This window comes from Pseudomonas sp. B21-028, assembly GCF_024749045.1.
In the GTDB taxonomy this organism is placed as follows: Bacteria; Pseudomonadota; Gammaproteobacteria; order Pseudomonadales; family Pseudomonadaceae; genus Aquipseudomonas.
This window is the reverse complement of sequence record NZ_CP087184.1, coordinates 6,083,121-6,099,319: the sequence shown is the minus strand read 5'-3', so window position 1 is coordinate 6,099,319 and position 16,199 is coordinate 6,083,121. Positions and strand designations below refer to the sequence as shown.

At 62.5% G+C, this 16,199-nt stretch carries 18 protein-coding genes; 9 read left to right on the top strand and 9 right to left on the bottom strand.

Annotation, left to right across the window (positions count from 1 at the left end):
- The first annotated feature begins 22 nt into the window (after positions 1 to 22).
- Positions 23 to 877, top strand: a complete 855-nt coding sequence (locus LOY35_RS26575) for a sulfurtransferase (RefSeq protein ID WP_258628969.1) — start codon at positions 23 to 25, stop codon at positions 875 to 877.
- Positions 878 to 1,381: 504 nt separating this feature from the next.
- Here the strand turns inward: LOY35_RS26575 and LOY35_RS26570 are convergent.
- From LOY35_RS26570 to LOY35_RS26555, 4 genes are read right to left on the bottom strand one after another with little or no spacing between them, the layout of a single operon-like run.
- Positions 1,382 to 2,380, bottom strand: coding sequence for a hydrolase (locus LOY35_RS26570; protein WP_258628967.1), 999 nt, complete (start codon positions 2,378 to 2,380; stop codon positions 1,382 to 1,384).
- Between the two features lie 30 nt (positions 2,381 to 2,410).
- A complete protein-coding gene (gene rsmD, locus LOY35_RS26565; protein WP_258628966.1) occupies positions 2,411 to 3,022 on the bottom strand; it encodes a 16S rRNA (guanine(966)-N(2))-methyltransferase RsmD in 612 nt (203 codons plus the stop codon).
- Complete coding sequence (locus LOY35_RS26560) at positions 3,022 to 4,512, bottom strand: pitrilysin family protein (RefSeq protein WP_258628964.1); 1,491 nt, start codon at positions 4,510 to 4,512, stop codon at positions 3,022 to 3,024. The genes rsmD and LOY35_RS26560 overlap by 1 nt, the downstream gene beginning before the upstream one ends.
- Positions 4,505 to 5,860: a pitrilysin family protein gene (locus LOY35_RS26555; protein ID WP_258628962.1), complete on the bottom strand. Its 1,356-nt coding sequence runs from the start codon at positions 5,858 to 5,860 to the stop codon at positions 4,505 to 4,507. The genes LOY35_RS26560 and LOY35_RS26555 overlap by 8 nt, the downstream gene beginning before the upstream one ends.
- A gap of 344 nt (positions 5,861 to 6,204) precedes the next feature.
- Between LOY35_RS26555 and ftsY the strand changes: the two genes are divergently transcribed.
- From ftsY to rpoH, 4 genes are all read left to right on the top strand, one after another.
- Positions 6,205 to 7,575 (top strand): signal recognition particle-docking protein FtsY, encoded by a 1,371-nt coding sequence (ftsY, locus tag LOY35_RS26550; protein WP_258628961.1) that lies wholly within the window; start codon positions 6,205 to 6,207, stop codon positions 7,573 to 7,575.
- Positions 7,572 to 8,243 (top strand): cell division ATP-binding protein FtsE, encoded by a 672-nt coding sequence (gene ftsE / locus LOY35_RS26545; protein ID WP_030137923.1) that lies wholly within the window; start codon positions 7,572 to 7,574, stop codon positions 8,241 to 8,243. Before ftsY ends, ftsE begins: the two co-directional genes overlap by 4 nt.
- Entirely contained in the window at positions 8,240 to 9,262 is a 1,023-nt protein-coding gene (gene ftsX, locus LOY35_RS26540; protein WP_258628957.1) for a permease-like cell division protein FtsX, read from the top strand. The genes ftsE and ftsX overlap by 4 nt, the downstream gene beginning before the upstream one ends.
- 113 nt (positions 9,263 to 9,375) lie before the next feature.
- Positions 9,376 to 10,230 (top strand): RNA polymerase sigma factor RpoH, encoded by an 855-nt coding sequence (gene rpoH / locus LOY35_RS26535; RefSeq protein ID WP_024778906.1) that lies wholly within the window; start codon positions 9,376 to 9,378, stop codon positions 10,228 to 10,230.
- A 183-nt stretch (positions 10,231 to 10,413) separates the two neighbouring features.
- Here rpoH and mtgA read toward each other — a convergent pair whose 3' ends face one another.
- Positions 10,414 to 11,136: a monofunctional biosynthetic peptidoglycan transglycosylase gene (gene mtgA, locus LOY35_RS26530; RefSeq protein WP_258628955.1), complete on the bottom strand. Its 723-nt coding sequence runs from the start codon at positions 11,134 to 11,136 to the stop codon at positions 10,414 to 10,416.
- A 73-nt stretch (positions 11,137 to 11,209) separates the two neighbouring features.
- Here mtgA and LOY35_RS26525 point away from each other — a divergent pair, with 73 nt between their 5' ends.
- The 4 genes from LOY35_RS26525 (at position 11,210) to trmB (ending at position 13,466) form a co-directional block, all read left to right on the top strand.
- The gene (locus LOY35_RS26525) at positions 11,210 to 11,590 is read left to right on the top strand and encodes a DUF423 domain-containing protein (protein WP_258628953.1); all 381 of its coding nucleotides are present in this window, start codon (positions 11,210 to 11,212) and stop codon (positions 11,588 to 11,590) included.
- Between the two features lie 98 nt (positions 11,591 to 11,688).
- A complete protein-coding gene (gene thiS, locus LOY35_RS26520; protein WP_024778903.1) occupies positions 11,689 to 11,889 on the top strand; it encodes a sulfur carrier protein ThiS in 201 nt (66 codons plus the stop codon).
- Positions 11,890 to 11,936: 47 nt separating this feature from the next.
- The gene (locus tag LOY35_RS26515; RefSeq protein ID WP_003177480.1) at positions 11,937 to 12,731 is read left to right on the top strand and encodes a thiazole synthase; all 795 of its coding nucleotides are present in this window, start codon (positions 11,937 to 11,939) and stop codon (positions 12,729 to 12,731) included.
- A 9-nt stretch (positions 12,732 to 12,740) separates the two neighbouring features.
- Complete coding sequence (trmB, locus tag LOY35_RS26510; RefSeq protein ID WP_042731255.1) at positions 12,741 to 13,466, top strand: tRNA (guanosine(46)-N7)-methyltransferase TrmB; 726 nt, start codon at positions 12,741 to 12,743, stop codon at positions 13,464 to 13,466.
- A 151-nt stretch (positions 13,467 to 13,617) separates the two neighbouring features.
- Here the strand turns inward: trmB and LOY35_RS26505 are convergent, their stop codons facing one another.
- The 4 genes from LOY35_RS26505 to LOY35_RS26490 are packed head-to-tail and all read right to left on the bottom strand — an operon-like array spanning position 13,618 to position 16,183.
- A complete protein-coding gene (locus tag LOY35_RS26505) occupies positions 13,618 to 13,941 on the bottom strand; it encodes a DUF3392 domain-containing protein (RefSeq protein WP_258628951.1) in 324 nt (107 codons plus the stop codon).
- 18 nt (positions 13,942 to 13,959) lie between these two features.
- Entirely contained in the window at positions 13,960 to 15,159 is a 1,200-nt protein-coding gene (gene hemW, locus LOY35_RS26500) for a radical SAM family heme chaperone HemW (RefSeq protein WP_258628948.1), read from the bottom strand.
- Positions 15,156 to 15,752, bottom strand: a complete 597-nt coding sequence (gene rdgB / locus LOY35_RS26495; protein WP_258628946.1) for an RdgB/HAM1 family non-canonical purine NTP pyrophosphatase — start codon at positions 15,750 to 15,752, stop codon at positions 15,156 to 15,158. Before rdgB ends, hemW begins: the two co-directional genes overlap by 4 nt.
- Positions 15,749 to 16,183, bottom strand: a complete 435-nt coding sequence (locus tag LOY35_RS26490) for a DUF4426 domain-containing protein (RefSeq protein ID WP_258628945.1) — start codon at positions 16,181 to 16,183, stop codon at positions 15,749 to 15,751. Before LOY35_RS26490 ends, rdgB begins: the two co-directional genes overlap by 4 nt.
- Positions 16,184 to 16,199 lie beyond the last annotated feature (16 nt).

Genomic DNA, 16,199 nt, shown 5'->3' with positions numbered 1-16,199 from the left:
CATTCCGCCACAGGAGCTCTCCATGCCCATCGCGCAACTCATCAGCCCTCAAGCCCTCGAGCAAAGGAAGGCGCAGCCCGGGCTGGTGATCCTCGATTGCCGTTTTGCCCTCGATGACCCGGATTACGGCCAACGCAGCTACGCCGAGGGACATATTGCCGGTGCGTCGTTCGCGGACCTTGAGCGCGACCTGAGTGGCCCGGTGATCAAGGGAGTGACCGGACGCCATCCGCTGCCGGATCCTGGAGCGTTGATAGAGCGCTTGCGGGCTTGGGGTATCAGCAACGACAGCGACATCGTGCTGTACGACGACGGTCCCGGTGCCTATGCGGCCCGGGCTTGGTGGTTGCTGGCCTGGCTGGGCAAGCGCGAGGGTGTTTACCTTCTCGATGGTGGGCTCAAGGCTTGGCATGCCAATGGTTTGCCCTTGAGCCTCGATCCGCCGGCGGGCAGCGTCGGGACGTTCAACGGTTCACCGGATGAAGCTCTGTTGCTTGACGCCCAGGCGCTGCAACAGCGTCTCGGCCAAGCGGAGATGACGCTTCTGGATGCTCGTGCGTTGCCGCGTTTCAAGGGCGAAGTCGAGCCGATCGATCCGGTGGCCGGGCACATCCCGGGGGCGCAATGTGCGGCATTTACCGACAACCTTGGCGCTGATGGGGGTTTTCTGCCGGCAGATCGGCTCAGGCAGCGTTTTGCCGAGAAACTGGGGGAGCGTTCGCCGACTGAGCTGGTGGCCTATTGCGGTTCCGGGGTGACTGCGTGTCATAACCTGTTTGCCTTGTGCCTGGCGGGGTATCCGTTGGGGAGGTTGTATGCCGGGTCGTGGAGTGAATGGATTAATGATCCGGGGCGTGGGGTGGCGAAGGGCGAATAGCTGCGAATGGCGACCTGACAGTCGACCTGGTGTTTTTGACTGGGTACATATCCGTTGCTGCGGTAACGGCGGCTTATGGTTCCGCCCTTACGGCGGCTTACTTTTTTTCAAACGCCAAAAAAAGTAAGCAAAAAAGGCTTGGCCCCACCACTCGGTGCCTCGCCTAGGCTCGGCATCCCCTCACTCCGGCATTGCTCCGTGGGCCCGCCGCGAAGGGCCATCCATGGCCCAGCGCGGCTAACCCGGCATCCATGCCGGGTTGCCCACTACGCAATGCCTGCTTTCGGCCGTCGTGGTTAACGGGGCCCGAGGATCAAAAGCAAAAGCAAAAGCAAAAGCAAAAGCAAAAGCGAGACGGCCGTATAGTCGGCCTGTTTCTTCCTGCTGGCGCTAGTCCCTGTGGGAGCGAGCCTGCTCGCGATAGCGGCGGGTCAGCAACGTTGAAGTGACTGATACTCCGCTATCGCGAGCAGGCTCGCTCCCACAGGGGGGGGTGGCGGCGGTTCACCAGTGACCCAGGCTTGCCAACCACTGGGGAATACGTCGCTCCAGGTAGTATCCGGGCGAGCGCAAGGTGCCTTCGACGAATCCGACGTGCCCACCCTGGGCATGCAGTTCAAGTTGGGTGCAGGCGGACAGCTCGTGGGGTTCGGGCAGGCTGTGGGGGAATACGAAGGGGTCGTCGGCGGCCTGGATGACCAGGGTTGGCGTGTTGATTTCGCTCATGAAATAACGGCTGGACGCGCGGCGGTAATAGTCCGAAGCGTCGGAAAAACCATGCAACGGCGCGGTCACGCGGCCGTCGAAGTCCCAGAAGGTGCGCATGTTTTCCAGTGGGCCCAGTGCCGCCAGGGTGGCCAGGCCTTCGTGGCGCCCGTCGTGCTTGAACCGGCGTTGTTTGTTGCGCACGTAAGCCACCAGTTCGCGCATGAAATGCGCCTGATAGAACCTGGAAAATCCTTGTCCGATGCGGTCGGCACACTGGTCGAGACGAAACGGCACCGAAACGGCCACGGCGCCGAGCAGTTGGCTGTCGTTGCCGGTTTCTCCCAGGTGCTTGAGCAGTACGTTGCCACCTAACGAATAGCCCACCGCAAACAATGGCGCCAGGGGGCGTCGCGTCCGCAGGTGAGCGATGACGGTGACCAGGTCTTCGCTGACGCCTGAGTGGTAGCTGCGCGGTAGCAGGTTCGGTTCGCCTGAGCAGCCGCGCCAGTTCAACGCGACACTGGTCCAGCCCTGATGATCAAGGGCTTGTTGCAAACCGGCCACGTAAGGCGAGTTGGAGGAGCCCGTCAGCCCGTGAAGCACCAGCACCAGTGGCGCCTTGGCGCTGTGGGGGCCATGCCAGTCGAGGTCGAGGAAGTCACCGTCGTCCAGCCACAAACGTTCGCGTTGGCGAACGATGTGCGTGGTTTTGCGCCATAACGGGCCCCACAGGGTTTGCAAGTGCGGGTTGCCAAGACCCCTGGCGGGGATGAATCGTTCAGATGCAGCGGCCATTATTATTGTTCTCGATACTGCGGCCAGCCGTCAGCCGACGGCTTCTGCCATGCGTTGCCACAATGCGTAGTACACCCGTCCGGATTTCTGCTCGCGATGCAAGCGCCAATTGCCCGGCAAGCCGAGGGTCGACGGAGCGGTTTCGCTTTCAGTGTAGACCCAGGCATCATCGGCCAGCCACTGGCGTTCTTCGAGTAACGCGCAGATCGTCGGCAACAGGTTCTGGTTGAACGGCGGGTCGAGAAACACCAGGTCGAAAGGGCTGGCCGGTTGGCTGTCCAGATAGCGCAAGGCGTCGGCGGTCTGCACCTGGCCGACCGTGCAGCGCAGGGTGCCCAGGTGTTCTTTCAGGCTGGAAACCGCCAGGCTGCTAGCGTCCAGTGCCTGGCCCATGGCGGCGCCACGGGACAGGGCTTCGAGAAACAGCGCGCCACTGCCGGCGAACGGGTCGAGTACCCGGGCGCCTGCCACGTAGGGTGCGAGCCAGTTGAACAGGGTTTCACGCACCCGGTCCGGTGTCGGGCGCAAGCCCGGGGCGTCGGGGAAGCTCAGGCGCCGGCTGCGCCATTCACCGCCGATGATGCGCAACTGGTTGATGCCGTTGTGAGTGGGCTTCTTGCTGGAATTCGATGGACGGGCCATTAGTGCTCCGGAACCCCGAGCGGTTGCTCGGCGGGTTTGTCAGTGGGGGCCGGCAACGGCTTTTGCGGCACGGTCGGACCGGCGGTGACGATGACCATCTTGTCGGTGCTCAGGTGCTTGTTCAGTGCTGCCTTGACCTGTTCGACCGTCAACGCCTGAGACTGGCGCATGAAGTCTTCCAGGTAGCTCAGCGGCAAATCATAGAAACCCATGGCCCCGAGTTGGCCGACGATGTCGGCGTTACTCGCGGTGGACAGCGGGAAACTGCCGGCCAGCTCGCGCTTGGCGTCATCGAGTTCCTTCTGAGTCGGACCGTTCTTCAGGTACTCGGCAAACACTTCCTGCACCAGCTTGAGTGTGCCTTCGCTCATTTCGGCACGGGTCTGCAGGTTGATCATGAACGGGCCGCGAGCCTGCATCGGCGTGAAGCCGGAGTACACACCGTAGGTCAGGCCACGTTTTTCCCGTACTTCGGTCATCAATCGCGTGCCGAAACCACCGCCGCCGAGGATCTGGTTGCCCAGGGACACGGCCGCAAAGTCCGGATCATCCCGGTCGATGCCCAGTTGTGCGAGCATCAGGTTGGTCTGCTTGGACGGAAACTCGATGTGGCTGGCGCTCGCCTTCGGCTCCGCTGGCGGCGGGGTTTTTGCCAGGGCCGGCCCTTTGGGCAGCGCGGCGGACACCTGGTTGGCGATCGCCTCGGCCTCGGCGCGGGACAAGTCGCCCACCAACGCAATCACCGCGTTGCCGGCGGCATAGGCCTTGGCATGAAAGGCTCGGGTCTGGGCCAGGGTGATCGGTGGAATGCTTTGCGCGGTGCCATCGCTGGAGTGGGCGTAAGGGTGATCACCGTACAGGCGCTTCATCAGTTCCAGGCCCGCCAGTTTGCCGGGGTTCTGCTTCTGGTACTCGAAGCCGGCGAGCATCTGGTTCTTGATGCGGGCGAAGGAGTCGGCGGGGAAGGTCGGCTTGCCGACCACTTCGGCGAACAACTTCAGTGCCGGCTCCCGCTTGTCCACGGCGCTGAGGCTGCGCAGCGAAGCCACGGCCATGTCCCGGTAGGCACCGTTGCCAAAGTCCGCGCCGAGGTTTTCGAACCCTTCGGCGATGGCGCTGACATCCTTGCCGGCCACGCCCTCGTTGAGCATGGCGTTGGTCAGCAACGCCAGGCCGGGGGCGTTGCCGTCCTGGCTGCTGCCGGCGGCGAAGGTCAGGCGCAGGTCGAACATCGGCAGTTCGCGAGCCTCGACGAACAACACCTTGGCGCCGTCAGCGGTTTTCCAGGTTTGCACGTCGAGCTGGCGGTGGCCGGGCGCCTTGCCGTCCAGTTCCGCCAGCGATTGCAGTTTGTTGCCGGATTTGGCGTTATCCAGGGCCTGGCTGGCCGTGACGTCAGTGGCTGGGGACAGGTAGAAGGCCAGGGCCGCGACCAGGGCGATGACCATCAGGCCGATCAGCAGCAAGCGTGATGATTTGCGCTCACTCATGAGCTTTCTCCTCGGGCAGGACGTGCGCAACGCTCAGGCGCGAGCGGGTGAAATACAGCTGGGCTGCCTTCTGGATGTCTTGCGGGGTCACGCTTTGCAATTCGGCGAGTTCGGTGTCCATCAGCTTCCAGGACAGCCCGACGGTTTCCAGCTGGCCGATGGCGGTGGCCTGGCTGGTGATCGAGTCGCGCTCGTAGACCAGGCCGGCGATTACCTGGGCACGGACGCGCTCCAGCTCAGCGGCGGTCGGGGCGGTGGTTTTCAACTGATCGAGCAAGCGCCACAGGCCGGCTTCGGCCTGGGCCATGGTCTTGTTCTTCTGGGTGTTGGGTGCCGCCGACAAGGTGAACAGCGTATCGCCACGGGTGTAGGCGTCATAGCTCGACGAGCCGCCAGACAACAGCTCTTCCCCGCGCTCCAGCTGGGTCGGAATCCGGCCGCTGTAGCCGCCATCCAGCAGGGCCGAGATCAGCCGCAGGGCGTTGACCGAGCGCTTGTCGGTCGCGGTGGCGATGCTCGGCACGTTGAAGGCCAGCATCAGGCTGGGCAGTTGGGTCTGCACATGCAGGGTGATCTGGCGTTCGCCGGGTTCGGCCAGCTCCAGGGGAATTTTCGCCGTCGGCACTTCACGTCGGGCAACCGGGCCGAAATAACGCTGGGCCAGGGCCTTGACCTCGTCCGGTGTCACGTCGCCGACCACCACCAGGGTGGCATTGTTTGGCGCGTACCAGGATTCGTACCAGTGGCGCAGTTCCTGGACGGTCATGCGCTCCAGGTCGGCCATCCAGCCGATGGTGGGCGTGTGGTAGCCGCTGGCCGGATAAGCCATGGCCTTGAAGCGCTCGAAGGCCTTGGACATCGGCTTGTCGTCGGTGCGCATGCGGCGCTCTTCCTTGATGACTTCGATTTCGCGGCTGAACTCTTCAGGCGGCAGGCGCAGGCTGGCCATGCGGTCGGCTTCCAATTCGAAGGCCACACCCAGGCGATCCCGGGCCAGCACCTGGTAATAAGCGGTGAAGTCATCGCTGGTGAAGGCGTTTTCCTCGGCACCCAGGTCCCGCAGGATCAGCGACGCTTCGCCGGGGCCGACTTTTTCGCTGCCCTTGAACATCATGTGTTCCAAGGCGTGGGACAAACCGGTCTGGCCCGGCGTCTCATAACTGGAGCCGACCTTGTACCAGACCTGGGAAACCACCACCGGCGCGCGATGATCTTCGCGCACCACGACCTTCAGGCCGTTGTCGAGGGTGAACTCATGGGTGGGTTGTGCATCGGCAGCCAAGGCTGAAAGGGGCAGACAAACTGTGCTGAACAGCAGGCCAGCAACGCGGCGGGCAAGAGCATTCATTCGTGTTTAAACCTGTTGGGCTGCCCGCTAGGTCTTAGCGTCGGCGGGCGAGAGGGTGCTAGGATACTGATCCGTTTTACTGGCGGCCACGCCTATCGGGCCTTTTATCGGCCCAGGGTTGTCCGGGTTTTGCGCAGAAGCATCGGGTTTTTCCGTGGATCCCTGCGTTTTCGCCGACGATGCCTTGCCAGTCCTTCGAAAAAATCGACGATGAGGTGTCCTTGGGACATTTCGACAATCTGTTGCGCGTGAACAAGCTGGATGAAACGCAGTCTGTTCAGCATCGAATATTCATCACCGAGGCGCCCTCGTGGCGCGTCGCTACCGTGAGATAGCCGTCCTCCATGTTTGGTTCCAACGACGACAAGAAGACCCCAGCTGAAGCTGGCGAGAAAAAAGGCCTGTTCGGATGGCTGCGCAAGAAGCCGCAGGAAACCGTCGTCGAGCAGCCGCAACCGCTGACCGAGCCTGCCGCGGAACCTGCCGCCGAGGCGGTGGCCGAAGAGGCTGCGCCGATCGTTCTGCCACTGGCCGAACCCGTGCTGCAACCGGCCGAGCCTGAGCCCGTTGCCGCGCCGGCGGTCGAGCAGCCACTGACGCCCCCCGTCGGGCAGAGCCCCTGGCTGACCCTGCCGGTGGCGGAAGAGCCGGTGGCATTGGTCGAGGATGCGCAGGCTCCCCATGTCACGCCGCCGATTCCAGCCCCGACGCCATCTGTTGTGGAGCCGGTTGTCGAAGCCCCGCCGGCCATCGTCGAGCCAGCGCCTTCCTCCGAGTCGGGCAAGGTCGGTTTCTTCGCCCGCCTCAAGCAAGGCCTGTCCAAGACCAGCGCCAGCATTGGCGAAGGCATGGCCAGCCTGTTCCTGGGCAAGAAAGTCATCGACGACGAATTGCTGGATGACATCGAAACGCGCCTGCTGACCGCCGATGTCGGCGTCGAGGCGACGTCGGTGATCATCCAGAGCCTGACCCAGAAGGTCGCGCGCAAACAATTGACCGATGCCGACGCGCTGTACAAATCCTTGCAAGCCGAACTGGGCAACCTGCTCAAGCCGGTGGAGCAGCCGCTGGTGATCGCTTCGCAGAACAAACCGTTCGTGATCCTGGTGGTCGGCGTCAATGGGGCCGGCAAGACCACCACCATCGGCAAGCTGGCGAAGAAACTGCAACTTGAAGGCAAGAAGGTCATGCTGGCCGCCGGCGACACCTTCCGCGCCGCGGCGGTCGAGCAACTGCAAGTGTGGGGCGAGCGCAACAAGATCCCGGTGATTGCCCAGCACACCGGTGCCGATTCCGCTTCGGTGATCTTCGACGCGGTACAGGCCGCCAAGGCCCGTGGCATCGACGTGCTGATCGCCGACACGGCGGGTCGCCTGCACACCAAAGACAACCTGATGGAAGAGTTGAAGAAGGTTCGCCGGGTGATCGGCAAGCTCGATGCCGACGCGCCCCACGAGGTTCTGCTGGTGCTGGACGCCGGTACCGGCCAGAACGCCATCAACCAGGCCAAGCAATTCAACCAGACCGTCGAACTGACCGGGCTGGCCCTGACCAAGCTCGACGGTACCGCCAAAGGCGGGGTGATCTTCGCCCTGGCCAAGCAGTTCGGCCTTCCCATCCGCTACATCGGCGTGGGCGAAGGCATCGACGACCTGCGTACCTTTGAAGCCGAGCCCTTTGTCCAGGCACTGTTTGCCGAGCGGGAGCATTCATGATTCGTTTCGAACAGGTCGGTAAACGCTATCCGAACGGTCACGTCGGCTTGCATGAGCTGAGCTTTCGGGTGCGTCGGGGTGAGTTTCTGTTTGTCACCGGCCATTCCGGCGCCGGAAAAAGCACATTGCTGCGCCTGCTGCTGGCAATGGAGCGGCCCACCACCGGCAAGTTGCTGCTGGCCGGCCAGGACCTGAGCACCATCAGCAACGCCCAGATCCCCTTCCTGCGGCGGCAGATTGGCGTGGTGTTCCAGAATCACCAGTTATTGTTCGATCGCACCGTGTTCAACAACGTGGCGTTGCCCTTGCAGATCCTCGGCCTGTCCAAGGCCGAGATCAACAAGCGGGTGGATTCGGCCCTGGAGCGGGTGGCCCTGTCGGACAAGACCGACCTGTACCCGGGCGACCTGTCCACCGGCCAGCAGCAGCGCGTCGGCATCGCCCGCGCCATCGTTCATCGCCCGGCCTTGCTGCTGGCGGACGAACCTACCGGTAACCTCGACCCGCGTCTGGCGGCGGAAATCATGGGCGTATTCGAAGATATCAACCGTTTGGGCACCAGTGTGTTGATCGCCAGTCACGACCTGGCCCTGATCGCGCGCATGCGCCACCGCATGCTCACGTTGCAGCGCGGTCGTTTGATCGGTGACGGGGAGGCTGGCGTATGAGCGCAACCCGCAGCCCGAAAGTGGCCGAGCGCGTGGCCCCGAAGGCCTCCGACCCGCAACCGCAAAAGAAAAAGCGCGACGATGACGACGGCCCGGACTTCAGCACGCTGCTGCATGCCTGGATCGAAAGCCATCGCGCCAGCCTGCTCGACAGCCTGCGACGCCTGGGTAAACAGCCGATCGGCAGTTTCTTCACCTGCATGGTCATGGCGGTCGCCCTGAGCCTGCCGATGGGGCTGTCATTACTGCTGAATAATGTGGAGCGCCTGGGAGGCTCCTGGCAGCGCGCGGCGCAGATTTCCCTGTACCTGCAACTGGAAGCGACGCCGGGCGAAGGCCAGGCGTTGCGCGAGCAGATCAAAGCCATGCCGGGCGTGGCCGATGCCGAATACATCGGCCGCGATCAGGCGCTTGAGGAGTTCCAGCAGCAGTCCGGCCTGGGCGAGGCGCTCAAGGAGCTGCCGGAAAACCCATTGCCGGGCGTGGTGCTGGTGACGCCGAAGGAAGTCGACAAGCCGACCCTTGAAGCATTAAGACAAAGACTTTCCGAGTTGCCGAAGGTACAACAGGCGCAACTTGATTTAGTCTGGGTCGAGCGTCTTGCGGCGATCCTCAAGCTCGGCGACCGGTTTGTCTTCGGTCTGACGGTGCTGCTGGTGTCTGCATTACTTTTGGTGATAGGCAATACCATTCGTCTTCATATTGAAAACCGCCGCACCGAGATAGAAGTGATTAAACTCGTCGGCGGCACGGACAGTTATGTGCGCAGACCCTTCCTTTATATGGGCGCGCTGTATGGCTTTGGTGCCGGGCTCCTGTCCTGGGGTGTATTGGCGTTCGGCCTGGACTGGCTGAACGATGCGGTAGTGGGGCTGGCCGGTTTGTACGGCAGTGATTTCGCGCTGGCCGGAGTGCCAGTCGCCGACGGTCTGTCGCTCTTGCTTGGCGCGGTGCTGTTGGGTTATATCGGTGCATGGATTGCGGTCGCACGCCACTTGCGTGAGCTTGCGCCAAAATAGAGTCATTTTGCGCGTATTGACCTTTCGGTTTTTGTGGGAACTTGTCCTATGGTTCCCGGTCAATTTTCGCAGTGCTGAACTGCACGAGTTATGTGAGTCGGAGGTTTTTTCGTATGACCACTTCTTTGCAACCTGCGTATGCTCTGGTCCCGGGTGCGAACCTGGAGGCCTATGTGCATACGGTGAACAGCATTCCCTTGCTGACACCCGAGCAGGAGCGTGAACTGGCCGAGAGTCTCTATTATGAGCAGGATCTTGAGGCGGCTCGGCAAATGGTGCTCGCCCACCTGCGTTTTGTCGTACATATCGCCCGCAGCTATTCCGGTTACGGGCTGGCCCAGGCCGACCTGATCCAGGAAGGCAACGTTGGCCTGATGAAAGCGGTCAAGCGCTTCAACCCGGAAATGGGTGTGCGCCTGGTATCGTTCGCAGTGCACTGGATCAAGGCGGAAATCCACGAGTTCATCCTGCGCAACTGGCGCATCGTGAAAGTCGCGACCACCAAGGCCCAGCGCAAGCTGTTCTTCAACCTGCGCAGCCAGAAAAAGCGTCTGGCCTGGCTGAACAACGAAGAAGTCCATCGGGTAGCCGAAAGCCTGGGGGTGGAGCCTCGTGAAGTCCGCGAGATGGAAAGTCGCCTGACCGGCCAGGACATGGCCTTCGACCCGGCCGCCGAAGCCGACGACGACAGCGCCTTCCAGTCGCCGGCCAACTACCTGGAAGACCACCGGTATGATCCGGCGCGTCAGCTGGAAGACGCCGACTGGAGCGACAACTCCAACACCAACCTGCACGAAGCCCTGGAAGTGCTGGACGAGCGCAGTCGCGACATCCTCTACCAGCGCTGGCTGGCAGAGGAAAAGGCCACGCTGCACGACCTGGCGCAGAAGTACAACGTGTCGGCGGAGCGGATTCGCCAGCTTGAGAAAAGCGCGATGAACAAGCTCAAGCTGTCGATTGCGGCTTAACCGAGCAACGGCAATGAAAAACGCCCCGATCAGCGATGATCGGGGCGTTTTCATTCCAGACCCAAGCCATCCCCTGTGGGAGCGAGCCTGCTCGCGATAGCGGTATACCTGATACATGACTGCTGACTGACACACTGCTATCGCGAGCAGGCTCGCTCCCACAAGGGAACTGTGGTGTGGCGGCTATTGAGCCCAGGGCGCTCGCCGAGAATCATTGAGTCCCAACAGGTAACTGTCGCCCCCCAACTGGCTCATCTGCTGGCGTATCCAGCTTGCCCGTCGCAGTACATAAGGGCTTGGGCGGCTGGCGCTCCATTTCCGTGGGTTGGGCAGTACCGCCGCCAGCAGGCTTGCCTGCTGGCGGGACAAGGCGTTGGCGCCAACGCGGAAGTGATGTCGCGCGGCGGCTTCGGCACCGAATACGCCGTCATCCCACTCCACGCTGTTGAGGTACACCTCAAGAATGCGCTGCTTGGGCCAGAGTATCTCGATCAGTGCGGTGAACCAGGCTTCGAAGCCTTTGCGCAGCCAACTGCGGCCGGACCACAAGAACAGGTTCTTGGAGACTTGCTGGCTGAGGGTGCTGGCGCCCCGGATCGAGCCGCCGCGTCCGTTATGGGCGAAAGCGGCCTGGATCGCACCGATGTCGAAGCCCCAGTGTTCGGGGAATTTCTGGTCTTCGCCGGCAATCACCGCGACCTTGAGGTTGTCGGAGATCCGGTCCCAGGGCTGCCAGGTGCGTTGCAGGTCAATCGGGTCGCCGTCGACCCAGGATTCAACCTTGCGCTCGATCATCAGCGCCGTGAACGGCGGCGGCACCACACGCAATAGCAGCACCAGGACTGCGCTGCCAACGGCGAACCAGAGCAGGGCTTTGAGGAATCGTCGAAACAATGTACGCAGCATAGAGATGGCTTGGCCGAACCCGTCGAGCGGGCCATTATACAGACCCTGTCCACCGAGTCTGACTGGAGTTCTCATGCTGCGTAGCTTTCTGATGCTGGCTGCTTTTTTCGGTTTCACCGGCGTGGCACTCGGAGCCTTTGCCGCCCACGGCCTGAAAAACCGCCTGAGCGCCGATTACCTGGCGATTTTCCACACCGGCGTCACCTACCAATTGGTGCACACCCTGGCCTTGTTCGGCGTTGCGCTGCTGGCCACGCACATCCCCGGGCGCATCGTCACCTGGGCCGGAATTTCATTCGTGATCGGTATTCTGTTGTTCTCCGGCAGCCTCTACCTGCTCACCCTGACCGGCATCAGCAAACTTGGCATCATCACCCCGTTCGGCGGCCTGGCGTTCCTGATCGGCTGGCTCTGCCTGGGGCTGGCGGCCTGGCGCCTGCAACTTGCCGCTTGAAGCTTGAAGCCTGAAGCCTGTAGCTGACCAAGGGACTTGGGTCCCCCAGACTGATCGGGCTAGAATGCCAGCCCCTAAAAATGATGGCGGCATCCGGCATGCGCATTCAGTTGAACGGCGAACCCTTTGAATTGCCCGACGGTGAAACCGTTGCGGCCCTGTTGACCCGCCTGGATCTCACCGGGCGCCGCGTCGCGGTGGAACTCAATCTGGATATCGTCCCACGCAGCCAGCACGCCGACACCGCCCTCAACGAGGGTGATCAGGTTGAAGTCGTACACGCCATCGGCGGCGGCTAGGTTTCGCAGCATTTTCGCAAGAACCTCACCCCAACAGAGGATTTCCCATGAGCATCGTTCGTAGCGACAAGCCCTTCGTCCTGGCCGGTCGTACCTACCAGTCGCGCTTGCTGGTAGGTACCGGCAAGTACCGCGATATGGAAGAAACCCGCCTGGCCATCGAGGCTTCGGGCGCCGAGATCGTCACCGTCGCGGTGCGCCGGACCAACATCGGCCAGAACCCGGGCGAACCGAACCTGCTGGATATCCTGCCGCCGGATCGCTACACCATCCTGCCCAACACCGCCGGCTGCTTCGACGCCATCGAAGCCGTGCGTACCTGCCGCCTGGCCCGTGAGCTGCTCGATGGCCACAACCTGGTGAAGCTGGAAGTGCTGGCCGACCAGAAGACCCTGTTCCCCAACGTGATCGAAACCCTCAAGGCCGCCGAAACCCTGGTCAAGGAAGGTTTCGACGTCATGGTGTACACCAGCGATGATCCGATCATCGCCCGGCAACTGGCGGAAATCGGCTGCATCGCGGTCATGCCACTGGCCGGCCTGATCGGTACGGGCCTGGGGATCTGCAACCCGTACAACCTGCAGATCATCCTCGAAGAAGCCAAGATCCCGGTGCTGGTGGATGCTGGCGTCGGTACCGCGTCCGACGCCACCATCGCCATGGAACTGGGCTGCGAAGCGGTGCTGATGAACTCCGCCATCGCCCACGCCCAGCAGCCGATCCTGATGGCCGAAGCCATGAAGCACGCCATTGTTGCCGGGCGCCTGGCCTACCTCGCCGGCCGCATGCCGAAAAAACTTTACGCCAGCGCCTCTTCGCCGCTGGATGGTCTGATCAAGTAAGAGCCATTGATGACTGAATCGAATGACACGCCTGTCCAGCCGGACGAAGGCGAAGAGCGCCAACACCGCCGCATCAAGAGTTTCGTGATGCGCGCCGGGCGCATGACCGAAGGCCAGCAACGCGGCCTGGAGCAGGGCGCCCCTCTGTTCGTCCTGCCGCTGGCCGATGCGCCGGTGGACTTCGACCAGGTGTTCGGCCGCTCGGCCCCGCGCTCGCTGGAAATCGGTTTCGGCATGGGCCACTCGCTGCTGGAAATGGCCGCCGCCGCGCCGGAGCAGGATTTCATCGGCGTGGAAGTGCACCGTCCCGGTGTCGGTGCGCTGCTCAACGGCGTCCTGACCCAAGGGCTGACCAACCTGCGGGTCTACGATTGTGACGCCATCGAAGTGCTCAACCGTTGCGTGGCCGACAACAGCCTGGACCGGCTGATGCTGTTCTTCCCGGACCCGTGGCACAAGAGCCGTCACCACAAGCGCCGTATCGTCCAGGCTTCGTTCGCCGAGCTGGTGCGCAGCAAGTTGAAGGTCGGCGGTGTGCTGCACATGGCCACCGACTGGGAACCCTACGCCGAATACATGCTGGAAGTGATGAACGTCGCCCCGGGTTATCGCAACCTCGCCGAAGACGGCCAGTACGTACCACGCCCGGCCGAACGGCCGATTACCAAGTTCGAGCGCCGTGGCGAGCGGCTTGGGCATGGGGTCTGGGATCTGAAGTTCGAGAAGCAGTCCTAGGCGATAGCTGTGGGAGCAAGGCCTTACCTGTGGGAGCAAAGCTTGCTCGCGACAGCGGTAGACCAGTCGAGATTGTTGGCGGCTGACCTACCGTAGTCGCGAGCAAGCTTTGCTCCCACAGAGCCTTGCTCTCACAGGTGTATCCGGGCTATCAGCGCCGATCCGCCACCACCCCGATCAACACCAGCACCACCAACAGCACCGGTGCCAGGCTGTAATTGTTGAACTGGCTCAGCCCCCGCACCACCCACGGCGTGGCGTAGATCAGCGCCGCGCCGCTGCCAATCATGCACAACAGCGCGATCAGTGGAACGCGCAACGCGCCGGCGATGCTGCCCAGGCGTTGTTCGACCCAGGCCTTGATGTCTGCGCCGAACAGCACCAGCAGGCAGCCGATCAGTGCCAGGGAGATTTCCGACAGGTTGCTGCGGCTCCAGCGGGATACGGTGGCGAGCAGGTCGAGTACCAGATCCATTCGATTTCCTTGTGTTGATCAGCTCAGAAATTTCTGCAGCAAGTCATTGAGAAACAGCTGTCCGCGCTCGGTGGCCGCCAGACGTGACGGTTCGACCTGCAACAACCCGCTTTGTTCGGCTTCATGGCGACCTTCGGCCAGGCTTTGCAGGGGCAGGCCGGTGCGTTCCGGGTATAGCCGCGCTTCCACCCCTTCGGTCAGGCGCAGGGCATTCATCAGGAATTCGAACGGCAGCTCTTCGTTGGCCAGGTTTTTCTCGCCGGCCAGGAAGCGTTTGGCCGGGTTGAGGTAGTCCTTGGGCAGGCGGGTCTTCCAGGTGCGCACGATGCGCCCGTCCGGATGGCTGAGCTTGCCGTGGGCGCCAGCGCCGATGCCGATGAAGTCGCCGAAGCTCCAGTAATTGAGGTTATGCCGTGCCGCTCGACCCGGTTGGGCGTAGGCCGACACTTCATATTGGGCGTAGCCGTGCTCGGCCAGCAGTGCTTGTCCAGCTTCCTGGATGTCCCACAACGTGTCGTCTTCCGGCAATGTCGGCGGCTGGTTCCAGAACACCGTGTTCGGCTCCAGTGTCAGCTGATACCAGGAGAGATGGGTCGGCTTCAGGGCGATGGCCTGGCGCAGGTCGTTCAAGGCGTCGTCGAGGGATTGGTCGGGCAGGCCGTGCATCAGGTCCAGATTGAAGTTATCAAACCCGGCCTGGCGTGCCATGCCGGCGGCGCGCACCGCTTCGTCACCGTTATGGATCCGGCCCAGGGCTTCGAGCTTGGCCTGCTGGAAGCTCTGGACACCAATGGACAGGCGATTGATGCCCAGGGCCCGGTAAGCCACGAATTTCTCTTGCTCGAAGGTACCGGGGTTGGCCTCCAGGGTGATTTCGATGTCGTCGGCGAAGGCTATCCGCGCCTCGACACCCTTGAGCAACCGGCCCAGGGCCTGGGCGCTGAACAGGCTGGGGGTGCCGCCGCCGAAGAAGATCGAGCTCAGTTTGCGGCCATAGACCCCGTGCAGATCCTGGTCGAGGTCGGCCAGCAAGGCGTCGACGTACTCTTCTTCCGGCAGCTGCGGGCTGGCGGTGTGGGAGTTGAAATCGCAATACGGGCATTTGCGTACGCACCACGGTATGTGGACGTACAACGCCAGGGGCGGCAGCACTGGCAGCGGCGCCCGCGGCGTGTGTGCGCCGCCATGAATCAGCGGCGCGGGAGAGTCTTTGTTCATTGCAGGCCCAGGCGTTGACGCAGCAGGGCCATGGCGCGGGCGCGGTGGCTCAGTTGGTTCTTTTCCACCGGACCCAGCTCGGCGCTGGAACAGTTGCGCTCCGGCACCCAGAACAGCGGGTCGTAGCCGAAACCGTGCTCGCCGCTGGCCTCGGTGAGGATGCGTCCCTGCCACAGGCCTTCGCAAAGGATTGGCAGCGGATCATCGGCATGTCGCACCAACGCCAGGACGCAAACGAACTGTGCGCCACGCTCGGCTTCAGGCACGTCCTTGAGGGCGTCGAGCAGCTTGGCGTTGTTCGCCGCGTCACCCTTGCCGTCGGCATAACGGGCCGAGTAGATGCCCGGCGCGCCGCCAAGGAAATCCACCGCCAACCCGGAATCATCCGCCAGCGCCGGCAGGCCGGAGATGCGCGCGGCGTTGCGGGCCTTGAGAATGGCGTTTTCGACGAACGACAGGCCGGTTTCTTCCGGCTCCACTTGGCTGAACTCACCAATCGAGCGCAAGTGCACCGATCCGCCGAGCATGGCCTGGAGTTCCTTGAGTTTGCCGGCGTTATGGCTGGCGAGTACGAGTTGGGTGAAATTCATCATTCGGCCGGGAACAGTTCCTGGTTGAAGTTGAGGGTGTTGACCTTGTCGCCCATCTTTACCTTGATCTCGAAGGTGCGGGTTTCCTGCTGCTCTACCGGATACTGGGCGATGTAGTAGATCGCGCCTTGTTCGCTGATCTGGCGGAACGTCAGGGGGACCGTCTTGCTGGTCAGGTCCTTGATCGTGCCGCTGACCTCGGCCATCAATGGCTTGCCATCCTTGATCACCGACACATTGATCACGCCCTGGTTCTTGCTGCGGACCAGCTCGGCGGCCTTGGCAATGTCCGATGTCAGGTAGGTGGAGTTGAAGGTGTTGTAGTGCACGGTGACGTCACCGAACACTTCCTTGCGCTCGGCCTTGATGGCGTCGGCGGCCATGACGCCGGCGCAGAGGCAAGCGGTGATGAGGAACAACGCGAGACGTTTCATGTTGTGCTCCTGGCAA

Coding starts and splice junctions, on each gene's coding strand:
- LOY35_RS26575 (WP_258628969.1), top strand. CDS start 23: ATGCCCATCGCGCAACTCATCAGCCCTCAAGCCCTCGAGCAAAGGAAG.
- ftsX (WP_258628957.1), top strand. CDS start 8,240: ATGAGCGCAACCCGCAGCCCGAAAGTGGCCGAGCGCGTGGCCCCGAAG.
- rdgB (WP_258628946.1), bottom strand. CDS start 15,752: ATGATGAATTTCACCCAACTCGTACTCGCCAGCCATAACGCCGGCAAA.
- rpoH (WP_024778906.1), top strand. CDS start 9,376: ATGACCACTTCTTTGCAACCTGCGTATGCTCTGGTCCCGGGTGCGAAC.
- mtgA (WP_258628955.1), bottom strand. CDS start 11,136: ATGCTGCGTACATTGTTTCGACGATTCCTCAAAGCCCTGCTCTGGTTC.
- LOY35_RS26560 (WP_258628964.1), bottom strand. CDS start 4,512: ATGAGTGAGCGCAAATCATCACGCTTGCTGCTGATCGGCCTGATGGTC.
- rsmD (WP_258628966.1), bottom strand. CDS start 3,022: ATGGCCCGTCCATCGAATTCCAGCAAGAAGCCCACTCACAACGGCATC.
- ftsE (WP_030137923.1), top strand. CDS start 7,572: ATGATTCGTTTCGAACAGGTCGGTAAACGCTATCCGAACGGTCACGTC.
- LOY35_RS26525 (WP_258628953.1), top strand. CDS start 11,210: ATGCTGCGTAGCTTTCTGATGCTGGCTGCTTTTTTCGGTTTCACCGGC.
- ftsY (WP_258628961.1), top strand. CDS start 6,205: ATGTTTGGTTCCAACGACGACAAGAAGACCCCAGCTGAAGCTGGCGAG.
- LOY35_RS26490 (WP_258628945.1), bottom strand. CDS start 16,183: ATGAAACGTCTCGCGTTGTTCCTCATCACCGCTTGCCTCTGCGCCGGC.
- LOY35_RS26505 (WP_258628951.1), bottom strand. CDS start 13,941: ATGGATCTGGTACTCGACCTGCTCGCCACCGTATCCCGCTGGAGCCGC.
- trmB (WP_042731255.1), top strand. CDS start 12,741: ATGACTGAATCGAATGACACGCCTGTCCAGCCGGACGAAGGCGAAGAG.
- LOY35_RS26515 (WP_003177480.1), top strand. CDS start 11,937: ATGAGCATCGTTCGTAGCGACAAGCCCTTCGTCCTGGCCGGTCGTACC.
- LOY35_RS26555 (WP_258628962.1), bottom strand. CDS start 5,860: ATGAATGCTCTTGCCCGCCGCGTTGCTGGCCTGCTGTTCAGCACAGTT.
- hemW (WP_258628948.1), bottom strand. CDS start 15,159: ATGAACAAAGACTCTCCCGCGCCGCTGATTCATGGCGGCGCACACACG.
- LOY35_RS26570 (WP_258628967.1), bottom strand. CDS start 2,380: ATGGCCGCTGCATCTGAACGATTCATCCCCGCCAGGGGTCTTGGCAAC.
- thiS (WP_024778903.1), top strand. CDS start 11,689: ATGCGCATTCAGTTGAACGGCGAACCCTTTGAATTGCCCGACGGTGAA.